Source organism: Pseudomonas sp. GM78 (assembly GCF_000282475.1).
GTDB lineage: Bacteria > Pseudomonadota > Gammaproteobacteria > Pseudomonadales > Pseudomonadaceae > Aquipseudomonas.
Genome location: NZ_AKJF01000123.1, coordinates 39,859 through 55,691, shown reverse-complemented (window position 1 = coordinate 55,691; position 15,833 = coordinate 39,859). Strand labels below are relative to the sequence as shown.

General features: G+C 61.2%; 14 protein-coding genes. 1 reads left to right on the top strand and 13 read right to left on the bottom strand.

Annotated features, from left to right (window positions below; genetic code table 11):
* Nucleotides 1-45 precede the first annotated feature (45 nt).
* From trpE to PMI35_RS12125, 10 genes are all read right to left on the bottom strand, one after another.
* Entirely contained in the window at nucleotides 46-1,527 is a 1,482-nt protein-coding gene (gene trpE, locus PMI35_RS12080; protein WP_008061588.1) for an anthranilate synthase component I, read from the bottom strand.
* A gap of 69 nt (nucleotides 1,528-1,596) precedes the next feature.
* Nucleotides 1,597-2,415: a phosphoglycolate phosphatase gene (locus PMI35_RS12085; RefSeq protein WP_008061586.1), complete on the bottom strand. Its 819-nt coding sequence runs from the start codon at nucleotides 2,413-2,415 to the stop codon at nucleotides 1,597-1,599.
* On the bottom strand, nucleotides 2,412-3,086 hold the full coding sequence (gene rpe / locus PMI35_RS12090) for a ribulose-phosphate 3-epimerase (protein WP_008061583.1): 675 nt from the start codon (nucleotides 3,084-3,086) through the stop codon (nucleotides 2,412-2,414). Before rpe ends, PMI35_RS12085 begins: the two co-directional genes overlap by 4 nt.
* An 80-nt stretch (nucleotides 3,087-3,166) precedes the next feature.
* Complete coding sequence (locus PMI35_RS12095) at nucleotides 3,167-4,315, bottom strand: iron-containing alcohol dehydrogenase (protein WP_008061582.1); 1,149 nt, start codon at nucleotides 4,313-4,315, stop codon at nucleotides 3,167-3,169.
* Between the two features lie 143 nt (nucleotides 4,316-4,458).
* Nucleotides 4,459-5,283, bottom strand: a complete 825-nt coding sequence (locus PMI35_RS12100) for an ABC transporter permease (protein WP_008061581.1) — start codon at nucleotides 5,281-5,283, stop codon at nucleotides 4,459-4,461.
* Between the two features lie 12 nt (nucleotides 5,284-5,295).
* A complete protein-coding gene (locus PMI35_RS12105) occupies nucleotides 5,296-6,543 on the bottom strand; it encodes an ABC transporter permease (RefSeq protein WP_008061580.1) in 1,248 nt (415 codons plus the stop codon).
* 139 nt (nucleotides 6,544-6,682) lie between these two features.
* Complete coding sequence (locus tag PMI35_RS12110; protein WP_008061579.1) at nucleotides 6,683-7,726, bottom strand: ABC transporter substrate-binding protein; 1,044 nt, start codon at nucleotides 7,724-7,726, stop codon at nucleotides 6,683-6,685.
* A 48-nt stretch (nucleotides 7,727-7,774) separates the two neighbouring features.
* A complete protein-coding gene (locus PMI35_RS12115) occupies nucleotides 7,775-8,899 on the bottom strand; it encodes an ABC transporter ATP-binding protein (protein ID WP_008061578.1) in 1,125 nt (374 codons plus the stop codon).
* A 268-nt stretch (nucleotides 8,900-9,167) separates the two neighbouring features.
* Nucleotides 9,168-9,797: a response regulator gene (locus PMI35_RS12120; RefSeq protein ID WP_008061576.1), complete on the bottom strand. Its 630-nt coding sequence runs from the start codon at nucleotides 9,795-9,797 to the stop codon at nucleotides 9,168-9,170.
* Nucleotides 9,798-12,197 (bottom strand): PAS domain-containing sensor histidine kinase, encoded by a 2,400-nt coding sequence (locus PMI35_RS12125; RefSeq protein WP_008061574.1) that lies wholly within the window; start codon nucleotides 12,195-12,197, stop codon nucleotides 9,798-9,800.
* Between the two features lie 73 nt (nucleotides 12,198-12,270).
* On the opposite strand from PMI35_RS12125, the gene PMI35_RS12130 reads away from it, so the two are divergent.
* Nucleotides 12,271-13,263: an alpha/beta hydrolase family protein gene (locus tag PMI35_RS12130; protein WP_008061570.1), complete on the top strand. Its 993-nt coding sequence runs from the start codon at nucleotides 12,271-12,273 to the stop codon at nucleotides 13,261-13,263.
* A 44-nt stretch (nucleotides 13,264-13,307) separates the two neighbouring features.
* Here PMI35_RS12130 and PMI35_RS12135 read toward each other — a convergent pair whose 3' ends face one another.
* The 3 genes from PMI35_RS12135 to PMI35_RS12145 are packed head-to-tail and all read right to left on the bottom strand — an operon-like array spanning nucleotide 13,308 to nucleotide 15,764.
* Complete coding sequence (locus PMI35_RS12135; protein ID WP_008061569.1) at nucleotides 13,308-14,075, bottom strand: DnaJ domain-containing protein; 768 nt, start codon at nucleotides 14,073-14,075, stop codon at nucleotides 13,308-13,310.
* Nucleotide 14,076: 1 nt separating this feature from the next.
* The gene (gene murU, locus PMI35_RS12140) at nucleotides 14,077-14,748 is read right to left on the bottom strand and encodes an N-acetylmuramate alpha-1-phosphate uridylyltransferase MurU (RefSeq protein ID WP_008061568.1); all 672 of its coding nucleotides are present in this window, start codon (nucleotides 14,746-14,748) and stop codon (nucleotides 14,077-14,079) included.
* Nucleotides 14,745-15,764 carry an aminoglycoside phosphotransferase family protein gene (locus PMI35_RS12145; protein WP_008061567.1) on the bottom strand — a complete coding sequence of 340 codons (1,020 nt, stop codon included), beginning with the start codon at nucleotides 15,762-15,764 and terminating at the stop codon, nucleotides 14,745-14,747. Before PMI35_RS12145 ends, murU begins: the two co-directional genes overlap by 4 nt.
* Nucleotides 15,765-15,833 lie beyond the last annotated feature (69 nt).

Below are 15,833 nucleotides of genomic sequence, written 5' to 3'. Positions count from 1 at the left end.
TACAAAAAAACGCGGTGCCTTCTCAGGCACCGCGTTTATTTTGGATCAGGCGTTCGGGGTTTGTTCAGCCAGGGCCACCGCACGGAACATCGCGCGGCGCTTGTTCAGGGTTTCTTCCCACTCCAGCGCCGGCACCGAGTCGGCGACGATGCCGCCACCGGCCTGCACATGCAGTTCGCCGTTCTTGATCACCGCCGTACGGATCGCAATGGCGGTGTCCATGTTGCCGTTCCAGGCAAAGTAGCCGACGGCGCCGCCGTAGACACCGCGCTTGACCGGTTCCAGTTCGTCGATGATTTCCATCGCGCGGATCTTCGGTGCGCCGGACAAGGTGCCCGCTGGCAGGATCGCCCGCAGTGCGTCCATCGCCGTCAGACCGGCCTTCAATTGACCGGTGACGTTGGACACGATGTGCATCACGTTGGAATAACGCTCAATGACCATTTTCTCGGTGAGCTTCACCGAACCGATCTCCGATACGCGACCGGTGTCGTTGCGACCGAGGTCGATCAGCATCAGGTGCTCGGCGATTTCCTTGTCGTCCGACAGCAGGTCTTTTTCCAGCTCCAGGTCGGCCTCTTCGTTAGCCCCGCGTGGACGGGTGCCGGCGATCGGGCGCACGGTGATCAGGTTGTCTTCGACCCGCACCAGCACTTCCGGCGAACTGCCGACGACGTGGAAGTCGCCGAAGTTGAAGAAGTACATGTAAGGCGTCGGGTTGAAGCAACGCAACGCCCGGTACAGATCGATGGGTGCTGCCTTGAAGTCAATCGACATGCGCTGGGACGGCACGACCTGCATGCAGTCACCGGCCAGGATGTATTCCTTGATGGTGTCGACGGCTTTTTCGTAATCGCTCTGGGTGAAACTGGAGCGGAACACCGGGTCAGCCGCTTGCTGCTTGCTGAAATCCAGGCCACGGCGTGGGGTGATTGGCTGACGGAGTTTTTCCAGCAGCTCTTCCAGGCGCGCGCGACCTTGCTCGAAGGCGTCTTCCTGCGCCGGGTCGGCCAGGACGATGGCGTGCATCTTGCCGGCCAGGTTGTCGAATACCACCACGGCGTCGGACACCATCAGCAGGATGTCCGGTACGCCCAGCGGGTCCGGGTTCGGGCACTTGCCCAAACGCTTTTCCACATAACGCACGCAGTCATAACCGAAATAGCCCACCAGGCCGCCGTTGAAGCGCGGCAGACCGGCGATGGTCGGCACGTTGTAACGGGCCTTGAAGGCTTCGACGAAGGCCAGTGGGTCTTCTACATCGTGGCTTTCAGTCTCGACACCGTCGATGGTCACGCTGACGTGATGGTCATGCACACGCAGTACGGTGCGGCACGGCAGGCCGATGATCGAGTAACGGCCCCACTTCTCGCCGCCCTGCACCGACTCCAGCAAATAGGAGTTGGGCTCGTTGGCCAGTTTCAGGTAGATCGACAGCGGCGTGTCGAAGTCGGCCAGGGTTTCGCAGGCAAGCGGGATGCGGTTATAGCCGGCAGCGGCCAAACGCAGGAATTCTTCGCGGATCATGAGGTGCCTCGTGGCTTGAGGGTCAAACAGTCAGGTATGCAAACGCGCCGGACAACCGGCCAGGATCAGTCAGGCGCGCCAACGCCAGCGGGCCAGGGCCTTGATGACTTTCATCCAGAGTTTGCGAGTGACCACCACGATGGCGTTTCCAGAAGGGGGTTGAACAGCGTCGGCCAACGTTATCTCAGCGGCCGGATCCAGGCAACCGGGAATTAGCTTACGCAGGTCGTCGATCACCAGGGCCGGCAATTCTTCGGCGATCGGACGCCCGTGGTTATAGCCGTAGCTCAAGGCCACGCACTTGACCCCCGCCGCTTTCGCCGCCTGCACATCGCTGCACGAGTCGCCGACGAACAAGGATTGCGAGGCCGGGATATTGGCCATTTTCATCACGAAAAACAGCGCAGCCGGGTCAGGCTTTTTCTGTGGCAGGGTGTCGCCGCCGATGATCCACTTGAAATATCGGCCTATCTTCATCTGATCCAGCAGCGGCGCGACGAAGCGCTCCGGCTTGTTAGTGATCAGCGCCATCTCGACGCCCTGCTTTTGCAGCCATTTCAGGGTATCGCGCACGCCGGGGTAAACCACGGTCAAGCCATGGCTATCGGCATAGGCCTGCATGAAAATCTCCAGCGCACCGTCGGCCTCGGCGTCATCGACCGTTGAATGGTCGATACCGCCGGCCAGCGCACGGCGCACCAGCACCGGCGCGCCATTACCCACCCATTCACGCACCGCTTCGATACCTGCCGGTGCGCGACCGAGCTTGAGCAGCATCTTGTCCACAGCCACCGCCAGGTCCGGGACCGAGTCGACCAAGGTGCCATCCAGATCGAACATCACCAGCCGTGGCAGGCGCCCCGGGAACAGCTGCTCAAAGCCACTCATGGGCGAGCCAGCGCCAGTTCGGAACGCATTTTTTCAATCACTTCCTGGTAGTTCGGTGCATTGAAGATCGCCGAACCGGCAACGAAGGTGTCGGCACCCGCCGCAGCGATTTCACGAATGTTGTTCACGTTGACGCCGCCGTCGATTTCCAGGCGAATGTCACGACCCGACGCGTCGATCAGCGCCCGCGCCTCACGCAGCTTGTCGAGGGTGCCAGGGATGAACTTCTGCCCACCGAAACCCGGGTTGACGCTCATCAGCAGGATCATATCGACCTTGTCCATCACGTACTTGAGCACGTCCAGCGGCGTTGCCGGGTTGAACACCAGGCCCGACTTGCAGCCGCCCTCGCGGATCAGTTGCAAGGAACGGTCGACGTGCTGGGTAGCTTCCGGGTGGAAGGTGATGTAGGTCGCGCCGGCTTCGATGAAGTCACCGACGATGCGGTCCACCGGGCTGACCATCAGGTGCGCGTCGATCGGCGCGGTCACGCCGTACTTGCGTAGCGCCGAGCAGACCATCGGACCGATGGTCAGGTTCGGCACGTAGTGGTTGTCCATGACATCGAAGTGCACGAAGTCGGCACCGGCAGCCAGGACGTTGTCCACTTCTTCGCCCAAGCGGGCGAAGTCGGCGGAAAGAATCGACGGAGCAATTACGAAGGGCTGCATGACGCACCTTTTCTGAGCAGAATCACGATGGCGCGCATTGTATACCGCCTCCTTTGGCCGGCGCACCGAAAGCGCGATGATCAGTAGGCCGCCCGGTAGATTTTCTCGATATCGACAGCACTCAGCCGGCGCGGATTGTTGCGCATCAGGCGCTCGATCCCCGCCGCCTCCACGGCCATCGCCGCAAGGGCATCCTCGGGCACCTCGAAACTGCGCAGTCCTTGGGGGATTTCCACCGCCGCGCACAACGCGGTCATGGCCTCCACGGCTTTGTCGGCCGCTTCATTGGCGCTCAGATGAGCGGTCTTCACCCCCATGGCTTCGGCGATATCCTGCATGCGTTCAACGCAGGCCATCTTGTTCCAGGTCATGACATGGGGCAGCAGCAAGGCATTGCTCACGCCATGGGCAATGTTGAAGCGCCCACCCAGCGGATACGCCAGCGCATGCACCGCACCCACCCCTGCATTGCCGAACGCCATGCCGGCCATCAGGCTGGCGGTGGCCATGTCTTCACGGGCCTGCAGGTTGGACGGGTTGGCGTAAGCCTTGGGCAGCGCCTTTGCTATCAGTTTAATTGCGCCGATGGCCAGGGCATCGGTAATCGGTGAGGCATTGACCGACAGGTAGGATTCGATGGCGTGCACCAGTGCATCGACGCCGCTGGCCGCCGTGACACCGCGCGGACAGGTCAGAGTCATCTGCGGGCTTACCAATGCGACGTCCGGCAACAAGTAGTCGCTGACGATGCCTTTCTTCAATTGCGCGACCTTGTCGGAAAGGATCGCCACGTTGGTGACTTCCGAGCCGGTGCCGGCCGTGGTCGGGATGGCGATCAGCGGCGGGCCCTTGCGCGGCACCTGGTCGACCCCGAACAAATCTTCGAGTGCGCCGTGGTATCCGGCGTAGGCCGCCACGCTTTTGGCGATGTCGATGGCACTGCCGCCACCCAGGCCGATCAAACCGTCATGCCCACCGTCGCGATAAACCCGCATGCAGTCTTCGACGATGGCGATTTCCGGGTCCGGCAGCACCCGGTCGAAGATCTCGTACGTGCGCCCGCCAAGCTGGGCCAGCGCCAGCTCTACCGTGCCGGACTTGACCAGCACGGCGTCGGTGACGATCAGCGGATTGTCGATGTCCAGGCGCGTCAATTCCGCCGATAGCTGCTCGATGGCCCCTGCACCGGTGATCAATTTGTGAGCGATTTTGAAGGAGGAAAGACTCATGTGCGCAGCCTCTTATAGATGTGGGAGCTGGGCACTAGAGTAGCTGGGGATTGGGGGTTGGCTGGCATTCAGGTGGTGAATGACCCGCGTGCTCTGCGCCGATCGTTCCCACGCAGAGCGTGGGAACGATCGTTAACCGTAGATCAGACCTGGGCGGTACGCAGTTTCTCGCTACGCCCACGCAGCCATTCCAGGGTCAGCAACAGGATCACCGAGAAGGCGATCAGCAGCGTCGCGGCGGCGGCGATGGTCGGGCTGAGGTTTTCGCGGATGCCGCTGAACATCTGCCGTGGCAAGGTCGCTTGCTCGGGGCCGGCGAGGAACAGCGTCACCACCACCTCATCAAACGACGTGGCGAAGGCGAACAGTGCACCGGAAATCACCCCGGGTGCGATCAACGGCAAGGTCACCCGACGGAACGCCGTCAGCGGCGAAGCACCGAGGCTGGCCGCGGCGCGCACCAGGTTCTGGTTGAACCCCTGCAATGTCGCCGACACGGTGATGATCACGAACGGAACGCCCAGCACCGCATGCACCACGATCAACGAGAAGAAGCTATTGCCCAGGCCCAACGGCGCAAAGAACAGATAGCTGGCCACACCGATGATCACCACCGGCACCACCATCGGCGAAATGACCAGCGCCATCACCAGGGGTTTGCCGGGGAAGTCGCCACGGGTCAGGCCGATGGCCGCCAGCGTGCCGAACACCATGGCCAGCACCGTAGCGGCCGGGGCGACGATGATGCTGTTCTTCAGGGCGCGCATCCATTCCGCCGAGGCGAAAAAGTCGTGGTACCACTGCAGCGAGAAACCTTGCAGCGGGTACACCAGGAAACTGCCGGAGTTGAACGACAACGGAATGATCACCAGCACCGGCAGGATCAGAAACAACAGAATCAAGCCGCAGAGAATCCGCAAGCTGTAGAACCACACCCGCTCGATGGGCGACATATAAGGACTCAGCATTTCATTCTCCCCTTAGCTCAGGCGCAGGCGGCTCGCGCCCACCAGCCAGCTGTAAATCAGATAAAGCACCACGGTCGCCAGAAGCAACAGGCCGCCGAGTGCGGTCGCCATGCCCCAGTTGATACTGGTGTTGGTGTAGAAGGCGACGAAGTAGCTGACCATCTGATCGTTCGGGCTGCCCAGCAACGCCGGGGTGATGTAGTAGCCGATGGCGAGGATGAACACCAACAGGCAACCGGCGCCGACACCGGCATAGGTTTGCGGGAAGTACACCCGCCAGAAGCTGGCGAATGGGTGGCAACCCAGGGAAATCGCCGCACGCATGTAGGTCGGCGAGATGCCTTTCATCACGCTGTAGATCGGCAGGATCATGAACGGCAGCAGGATGTGCACCATGGATATGTAGACACCGATGCGGTTGAACACCAGCTCCACCGGTTTATCGATGATGCCCAAGGCCATCAGGCCGCTGTTGATCAAGCCACCCGATTGCAGCAAGACGATCCACGCGGCGACACGTACCAGGATCGAGGTCCAGAACGGCAGCAACACCAGAATCATCAGCAGGTTGCTCTGGCGCGACGGCAGGTTCGCCAGCAGGTAAGCCAGGGGATACGCCAGTACCAGACAGATCACGGTGATGATCAGGCCCATCCAGAAGGTGCGGGCAAAGATGTCGAGGTAGATCGCCTGATCCGGGGTGGCCGGGGCGATTTCGCCGAGATCATCGATGCGGTGATCGACCGCTGCCAGCAGATAGTATGGCGTAATGCTGCTGGTGTTGCGGCGTACGGCTTGCCAGTAGGCCGGATCGCCCCAGCGCTCGTCGAGGCCCTCCAGCGCTTCTTTATAAGAAGCCGGTTCAGTGGCGAACGGCAAGGCGCGGGCGGTTTTGGTCAGCAGGCTGCGATAGCCGGCCAACTCCATGTTCAGGCGTTTGGACAAATCGCCCAGGGTCTGATTCTTGCGTGCTTCGGCGAGGTCTTCGCTGGCCGCTTTGTAGACCGGTTCCGCAGGCAGGCCTCGGCCATCCCAGCTGGCAATGGCCGCCACGGTGCGCGGCATGCCGCCGACCACTTCCGGGTTACCCACGCTTTTGTAGAGCAGCGCCACGATTGGCACCAGGAACACCAGCAACAGGAACAGCACCAGCGGCGCGATCAACGCCTGGGCCTTCCAGCGGTTGACCCGCTCGGCATGCTTGAGCCGCTGCTTCAAGGTGGGGTCAGTGCCCGCGTTCACGGGAACGGCGATAGCCATGGCGTACTCCGGAAATCGATCTTTCTAATACGAACAACCTGTGGGAGCTGGCTTGCCAGCGATGACGGTGTATCAGTCAACATGGATGTTGAAGGTGATGACGCCATCGCGGGCAAGCCCGCTCCCACAAGGGTGGTGGTTACTTCGCAGCCCAGGAATTGAAGCGCTGTTCCAGTTGCTCGCCGTTGTCAGCCCAGAAGCTGACGTCGATCTGCACCTGGTTGGCGATGTTTTCCGGGGTGGTCGGCATGTCTTTCAGGACATCCTTGGCCAGCAACGGTACGGCCTGGGTGTTGGCCGGGCCGTAGGCGATGTTTTCCGAGTAGGTCTTCTGCTGCTGCGGCTGCACCGAGAAAGCGATGAATTTCTTCGCCGCGTCAGCGCGTGCTTTATCCAGGCCTTTTGGAATCGCCCATGCGTCGAAGTCGTAGATGCCGCCGTTCCACACCACTTTCAGGTTGCTTTCTTTCTGCACCGCGGCGATGCGGCCGTTGTAGGCCGAACTCATGACCACGTCACCGGAGGCAAGGTACTGCGGCGGTTGTGCGCCCGCTTCCCACCACTGGATGTTCGGCTTGAGTTCGTCGAGTTTCTTGAACGCGCGGTCCTGACCGTCTTTGCCGGCCAGCACTTTGTAGACGTCTTTGGGCGCAACGCCGTCAGCCATCAGTGCGAACTCCAGGGTGTACTTCGCGCCTTTACGCAGGCCGCGCTTGCCCGGGAATTGCTTGGTGTCCCAGAAGTCCGCCCAGCTGGTCGGTGCAGTTTTCAGCTTATCGGCGTTGTAGGCCAACACGGTCGACCACACGAAGAAACCCACGCCGCATGGCTGGATGGCACCTTTGACGTAGTCCTCGGTCTTGCCGAACAGGGCCGGGTCGAGTTGCTCGAACATGTCTTCGTCACAACCACGGGACAGCTCTGGCGATTCGACTTCTACCAGATCCCAGGACACGCTCTTGGTGTCGACCATGGCCTTGACCTTGGCCATCTCGCCGTTGTATTCGCCCGCCACGATCTTGCCGTTGCCTGCCGCTTCCCACGGTGCGTAGAAGGCTTTGACCTGCGCCGCCTTGTTCGCCCCGCCAAAGGACACCACGGTCAGGTCCGGGCCAGCCGCCATTGCGCTTGCTGCCCCCATCATGCCCAGTGCCAGAGCGGTGAATTTCAGGGATCTCAACATTTATTGTTCTCTCCACGTGCAGGGTTTGTGTTGTTGAAGCCGGGGCGATCAGTTCGCCTCTAGAATTGGATCGAGCGCGCGAACGTGTTCGACCTGCCAGCCAAGCGGAACCACGTCGCCGACAGCCAGCGCAGGATCGAGCTCGGCAATCGGTTGTTTCACGAAGAAGTCGGTCTTGCCACAGACTTCCAGGCGCACCCGGACGTGGTCGCCCAGATAGATGAATTCCGCTACCCGTCCCGAGAAGCGGTTGATGCAGGACTCGCTGGAGCCATTGAGGCTCACGCGTTCCGGACGAATCGACAATGTGACGGGTTCGCCGGTCTTGCCGACATTCACCGCCAGGGCTTCAACTTTTTCACCACGGCCCAGTTCGACCACGCAACGATCGCCGGTCTGGCTGTGCAGACGACCATTAAGGCGGTTGTTTTCGCCAATGAAGTTGGCGACGAAGGTATTTTTCGGCTCTTCATAAAGGGTGCGCGGCGGTGCGATCTGCTGGATTTCGCCTTGATGGAAAACGGCCACACGGTCGGACATCGTCAGGGCTTCACCCTGGTCGTGGGTCACGTAGACCACGGTCACGCCCAGACGCTGGTGCAGGTGCTTGATTTCCATCTGCATGTGTTCGCGCAGCTGTTTATCCAGTGCGCCGAGGGGTTCGTCCATCAGCACCAGTTGCGGCTCGAACACCAACGCGCGGGCCAGCGCCACACGCTGCTGCTGGCCACCGGACAGTTGTGCCGGATAACGCTGAGCGAACGCATCGAGCTGCACCATGCTCAGGACTTTTTTGACTTTGTCGCTGACGTCGCTCTTGTTCAAGCCGCGCACGGTCAGCGGGAACGCCAGGTTCTCGGCGACTGTCATGTGCGGGAACAACGCGTAGTTCTGGAACACCATGCCGATGTCACGCTTGTGCGGCGGCACATTGTTGATGGCGCGTCCGGCCAGCAGGATTTCGCCCGCTGTCGGTGTTTCGAAACCGGCGAGCATCATCAGACTGGTGGTCTTGCCGGAGCCGGACGGCCCGAGCAAGGTGAGGAATTCGCCTTTGCGAATGTCCAGGTTGAGGTCCTTGACGATCAGGTTCTCGCCATCGTAGCTCTTCTGCACTCCACGAAAGCTGACCAGAACATCATTGGCCCCTGCGCTTGAATCGACCTGGCTCATACCCACACCTTTGTTGTTGATGACTGCTGTGGACTAAGCCTAGTGGACGCTGGGACCTGCGCAAATCGGGGGGCAAGAGAGATTCGCCTCAGCCAGATGGAAGGCTGGGGGTAGGGATTGCCCTACAAGGATGGCGCGTTTTGGCAACCGCAGGGGTGAGCGCAGAGCTGCAAGGCGCAAGAACGAGCAAAAACGGTTGTTCAGGCATGTCGCAATTAGGCATGGCGACGCTTACCCCCTGTAGGAGCCAGCGGTGCGGCGGTGTTCTTCAGAGGAGCTTATGTTCCATCGCGTATTTCACCAGCTCGGCCAGCGAGGTGATGTTGAGTTTCTGCATCAACCGCGCCTTGTGGGTGCTGATGGTTTTGCTGCTCAACGCCAGTTGCTGGGCGATCTCGTTGACGTTGGCGCCCTGGGCCAGGCGCTCGAACACGGAAAACTCACGCTCCGAGAGCAATGAGTGCAACGGCCGCGAATCGGTCAGGCCGACTTCGAAGACCATGCGGTCGGCCAGGTCCGGGTCAATGTAACGCCCTCCCGCTGCCACCCGGCGGATGGCTGTCAGCAACAGCGCCGGATCACTGTCCTTGGTGGCATAGCCCGCCGCGCCGACCTTCAAGGCCCGTGCCGCCATCTGCGCCTCGTCGTGCATCGACAACACCAGGATCACCGGTGGGTTGTTCAAGGCACGAATCCGCGGGATCGCCTCAAGGCCGTTGACACCCGGCATGGAGATATCCAGCAACACCACTTCGCAGGGCACATGACGCAAGGTCTCGAGCAGTTGCTCGCCATTGCTCGCCTCCCCCACCACCAGCAAGTCCTTGGCCAGGCCGATCAATTGCTTGATGCCTTCGCGAACGATGGTGTGGTCTTCGGCAACCAATACACGGATCACTTACGTCTCCTTATCCAGGGGTACTCGCACAGTCAGGGTCGTGCCCTCACCCGGTTCGCTCTCAAGGGACAGTTGCCCGCCCATGATCAACACCCGCTCACGCATGCCAACCACCCCAAAGGATGTTGGCCTGCCGCTCGCGGCGACAAATCCTACGCCATCATCGCTGACAGTCAGACACAGGTCGTCGCCTTCAAGGGCCAGTGTCAGTTCGACAGTATGCGCCTGGGCGTGCCGCATGACATTGGTCAACGCTTCCTGAAGGATACGAAACAGGCCAATGGCCTTGGCATCACTGAGCACCGGTAAATTTTCCGGCACCTGTACCAGACACGGAATCTGCGAGCGCGCCTCGAAGCGGCGAGCCTGCCATTCGATGGCCGAAGCTATCCCGGCATCGAGAATCGGTGGTCGCAACGCCGTCGCCACATCGCGTACCAGTTGAAACAGCTGGGCGATCAAACGCTTCATGCTGTTCAGGCGCTCGTTCAATCCGGGATCGAGTTGCGCATACGCCAGCTCGCACATGGACGTTTCCAGCTTGAGCACCGTCAACATCTGGCCCAGTTCGTCGTGAACTTCCCGGGCAATGCGCGCCTTTTCCTCTTCGCGCACGCTCTCCAGGTGCGCGGACAATTCGCGTAACTGCTCGCGCGAGCTGGCCAGTTCCAGTTCGATGCGCTTGCTCTCGCTGATGTCCCAGACAATGCCATCCCAGACGTAGGCACCGCCGTCGAGTCGACGGGTGATCGCCTTGATTTCCGCCCAGCGTTGTTCGCCCTGACGCGTGAGAATCCTCCCTTGCCAGGACCAGTCGCTGTCAGTGTCCAGTGCATGGTCCTGGGTCTGGTGATAGCTGGCCTTGTCGTCCGGATGCACCAGGCTGCGCAGGCCTTTGTCACGATGGGCCAGGGTGGCTGGCGAGTAACCCACCAGACTCTCGCTGCCTTCACTGATGTAGGCAAAGTCGATCTGGCCTGTCACCGGCGCCCGCTCCAGGCGAAAGACCAGGCCCGGCACATTCGCCGCGATCCCTTGCAAGCGTGCTTCACTTTCCTGCAACGCCGCCAAGGCGCGGCGACGCTCAGTGACATCGGTCAGGTAGACCACCAGGTACTCGCCCTCGCGAAAGCGCAGGAAGCTCAAGGAGACATCAGTCGGCAGGATGCTGCCATCGGCCCGCCGGCAATTGGTTTCGAAACTTTGCGGAGCGTCGTCGCTGGCCCTGGCGCGCTTCCACAGGTTCAACCAGCGATCCATGTGCAGGTCGGGCTCGAACTCGATCAACGGCCGGTCGATAATCCCACCGGGCGGATAGCCCAGCATGGTTTCGGCGGCGCGGTTGGCGTAGCGCACGTGGCTGTCCCAATTCACCCAGAGAATGCCGACAGTGCTCTGGTCGATGGAAAACTGCGTGAGTCTCAGGGCCTCTTCGCTGGCGGCGCGCAAGGCAATGTCTGCCTGCGCCGCCGCCAGTCGTTGCTCCAGGCTGTGCTGCTGACGCCGTTGCCAGAACACGATGGCCATAGCGCTGAGCGCCAGCACCAACAACAGCAGACAGAGGTTTTGCCAGAACCCCGGGGATTCGCTGAGCCGTGGGTACTTGGGTTGCAGCCACTGGTTGTGCAGCGCCTCCAGGTCCTTGGCCGGGATCGCCCGTAGCGCGCTTTCGACAATACCGGCCAACTCCGGCAGGTCGCGCCGTGTAGCCACCCGCAGCAGCTGTGGCAAGCCGATATCACCGACCACCACCAGCCCGGAGAACTCAGGTTCGACGGACAAGCGCCCCAATTGCGCCTCGTCGACCACAGCAAAGGCGGCTTGCTGGCTCAGCAGCAGTTGCAACGCCTGACGCTCGACCGGTACACCCTGCAGGTTCAAATGCGGATAGTTGCCGCGCAAGTAGTCTGCGGTAGCACTGGGCATGCGCACGGCGACGCGGGTTTGGCTATCGAGTTTTTCCAGCTCCACCGCACCGGTGCTTTTCTGGTCGCTGACCACCAGTTGCGGCACCCGCATGTACGGATCGGAAAACTGCCAGAGGCGCAGGCCGCCAGGAGTCTGGGTCAACCCTGGGGCGAGATCGATTTCGCCGGCGCGCGCGGCCGCTTCCAATTGTTCGAGATCGGGAAAGTTGCGCCAGCTCAGTTCGACCTTGAGCGAACTGGCCAGCCACTTCATCAGCTCGACATTGACCCCGGACAAGCGCTGCAAGCGGCGGTCGTACTGGGCGTAGGGCGCTTGTAACACCAACCCCACCCGCAGATCGCCCTGCTGCGCCAACCACTGTTGCTGGCCTGCCGACAAGGGCGCGACATGCGCCGGTGGCGCGACCGCCGCCCAGCCCATCAAGGGCAACCATAAACAGCCGATAACCCACAGGCAGCGAAAACGCATCATCGAACTCTCACACACTGACAAAATCTGACCAACCCATTAGGCTGCCGGAATTACTTCTGGCCTGGAATATCCGATGCTCCCTGTCTACCGCCTGGCACTGCCAGCATTGTGCCTGTCGCTGATCCTGCCATGGGCTTTTTCCGTTGAGGCGGCTGACCCGACGCCTGCCGCAGCAGAAAAACCCGCCGAAGAAAAACCACTCGAACGCCAGCCGTTGCCTGAGCGTAGTCAGGAAGAAGCCAATGCACTGGCGCGCACAATTGCGTTCCAGGAACAGCAACAACTGCAAGCGGGCAGCGATACCTTCCTTGCCCTGTGGAAGCAGGCCAACACCGCTGATCCAAAAGGCGCTGTCATTATCATCCCCGGCGCTGGCGAAACCGTTGACTGGCCGCAAGCAATCGGCCCGTTGCGCCGCCAATTGCCGGATGCCCAATGGAGCAGCCTGAGTATCACCCTGCCTGATTTGCAAAGTGATGCCATGGCACCGCGCGTTGTGGAAGCCGCTCCAGCAGCCAAGGCGCCAGACGTCGGCAGCAAAGACTCAACCACCGCGGCCCCCATCGAACAGGCGGCGGGCGGCGAAGCCGAGGTGGCGGACAAGGCCGTCGCCGAAACCGCCGACGAGCAGACCAAGGCTGACGCCGAGCGAATCTTCGCCCGCATCGACGCGGCCATCGCTTTTGCCGAACAGCAAAGCGCTCGCAGCATCGTGGTGCTGGGGCATGGTACCGGCGCCTATTGGGCCGCGCGGTATCTGAGCGATAAGCAGACGGCGCAAGTCGAGCGCTTCGTCATGGTCGCCGCGCAGACGCCGGCCAAAGTGACACCTGAACTGGACGAACTCGCACCAACCCTCAAGCTGCCCACCGCCGACCTCTTCTATATGGACAAGCCGCTGGACCGCAACGCGGCACTGGCCCGCTTGCAAGCCAGCAAACGCTTGAAGACTTCGGCCTTCAGCCAGGTTTCGCTCAAGGCTTTGCCAGGCAATAACAAGGCACAACAGGAACAATTGGTGCGCCGGGTGCGGGGCTGGTTGAATCCGCAGAATTCGCCGGACTGATGGACTGGGTCGCCCCATTCTCGGGGCGACGCAACGCTTCGCTGCTAGCGAAAATCCCGCCGCTGTCGAATCAACGTATAGGCGTTGTGCAACTCGCGTGTCTTGTCGGTCGCCTCGCGAACCTGCGACGCCGTTGCACCACTGCCGGCAATCTTGTCCGGGTGATGACGACTGAGCAGGCGTCGATAGGCGCGCTTGATCTGGGCGGGCTCACTGGTGGCAGACACCCCCAACAGCCGCAAGGCGTCCTGATAGGAAATAACACTGTTGGCCAACGGACGCTGCTGTGGCTCGTAATCGGCCGCCAACGCCCTGACCTGCCGCTCGCTCCAACCCAGCCAGCCGCCCCACTGGAGCAGCAGTTCACGCTCGCGGATGCCTGCATGACCATCAGCCCAAACCATCCGCCAACAAGCGCGCAACACCCCTTCGGCGGCAAAGGGCTGAGCCCTCAGCCGGCGCAAATGGCCACCCAACCGGTCACTGCCTGACTTGCCACGATTGAACGCGGCAATCGCCCGGCGCTGTGCCGATTCGGACATTTCCAAGGCACGCATCTCCGCGCGAGCCTGCTGGATATGCCCCTCCACAACCCGTCCATCACACTTGGCCAGGCGCCCCAGCAACACAAACAACAACTCGTCGTTGCGCAGGACAGGTCGCCCCCCGAGCTTTTCACGCAAATGCGCCCAGCTTTGCAGATGCAGGTGCCGATCCAGCACCTGCCCCAGCAAGGCCCCGAGCATGGCCCCGGGAATGCTGGCGATGGCAAAGCCCGCTCCAGCTCCGATCAGAGTCCCTGGCCACAGCATGTCAGCGGCTCGCTTCGATCAGGGTTTCAGCTTCGGCCAGACGCTCGTGGGTGCCGACATCCACCCAAAGCCCCTTCAGGCGTTCGCCGCTCACTTGCCCGTCAGCCATGGCCTTGCGCAACAACGGCGCGAGCTTGAACGCCCCTGCCGAGCACCCATCGAACAACTGTGGATGCAGCACGGCGATACCGCTGTAGGTAAGGGTTGCGGTGTCCGGCTGACCGTCCCGGACCTGGCCGTCGTCCAGGCTGAAGTCTCCAGCGAGATGATGGGGCGGGTTGTCGGCCAGCACCAGATGCGCCAGCCCGGTGATGGGTTGATGCAGCACGCTGAAGTCGTAGTCGGTCCAGATATCACCGTTGACGACCAGGAAAGCTTCGTCACCCAACAACGGCAAGGCGCGGAAGATTCCGCCGCCGGTCTCCAGCGGTTCACCTTCGGCCGAGTAGCGAATACTCACACCGTAGCGCGAGCCATCGCCCAGATAGTCTTCGATCTGCTCACCCAGCCAGGCATGATTGATCACGATCTCGGTAAAGCCCGCCGCCGCCAGGGCTTGCAGGTGATACTCGATCAGCGGCACGCCACCGGCACGAACCAGCGGCTTGGGCGTGGTCAGGGTCAAGGGACGCATGCGTTCGCCCTTGCCTGCCGCCAGAATCATCGCCTTCATGCCGGCACTCCAGCACGCAGGCTGGCCAGCAATACATCCAGTTCAGCCAGCTCAGGACGACGCGCAATCACTGCATCTATATACGCAAAGAAGCGTGGCACATCGCCCAAGTAACGCGGCTTGCCGTCACGGTGGCAAATACGAGCGAAGATCCCGATCACCTTGAGGTGACGCTGCACGCCCATCAGGTCGCTGGCGCGCAGGAAGTCTTCGAAGTCTGGCTGCACCGGAATGTCCAGCGCAGCTGCTTGCTGCCAGTAATTTTCCAGCCAGCCGCGCACGCGCTCCTCGGGCCAACTGAGGAAGGCATCCTTGAACAGGCAGGTCACGTCGTAGGTAACAGGACCATAGACGGCGTCCTGGAAGTCCAGCACACCGGGATTGGGTTCGCTGAGCATCAGATTGCGCGGCATGTAGTCGCGGTGCACCAGGACCTTCGGCTGAGCCAGAGCACTGTCGATCAGCAGATCGCTGACCTGCTGCCAGAGGACTTGCTGCGCCGCATCGAACTCGATGCCCAGCTCATGCTTGACGTACCACTCGGGGAACAACTCCAGCTCACGACGCAACAACGCCACGTCGTAACTCGGCAGTGGCGCAACCATCGGCAACTGCTGGAATGCCAGCAGCGCTTGCAGGGCATCCTTGAACAAATCGTCGGCGTTTGCGCTGTCGATCACGTCCAGGTACGTCTTGTTGCCCAGGTCATTAAGCAAAAGAAATCCGCGCTCAAGGTCTTCGGCATAGATCTTCGGCACATTTATTCCGGATTTCGCCAGCAGAAAAGCGATATCCACGAAGGGTTTGCAGTTTTCCTGGGGCGGAGGGGCGTCCATCACGATCAAGCTCCTACCGGCGCCTTCCCAACGGAAATAGCGCCGAAAACTCGCGTCGCTGCTGGCCGCAGTCAACGTAGCCGGGGGTACGGCACCCCATCCCTGTTGCGCGAAAAGGATTGGCAATTGTTCATCGAGCCAAACTTTCAGGTGTTGCAAACGTAGATCTTGGTCAGGCATTGCAAGGGTCTCCGACGGCGCTAGCCGTCAAGCGGGTCATGCTTTATTATCCAGCATCTTTTTCAGACC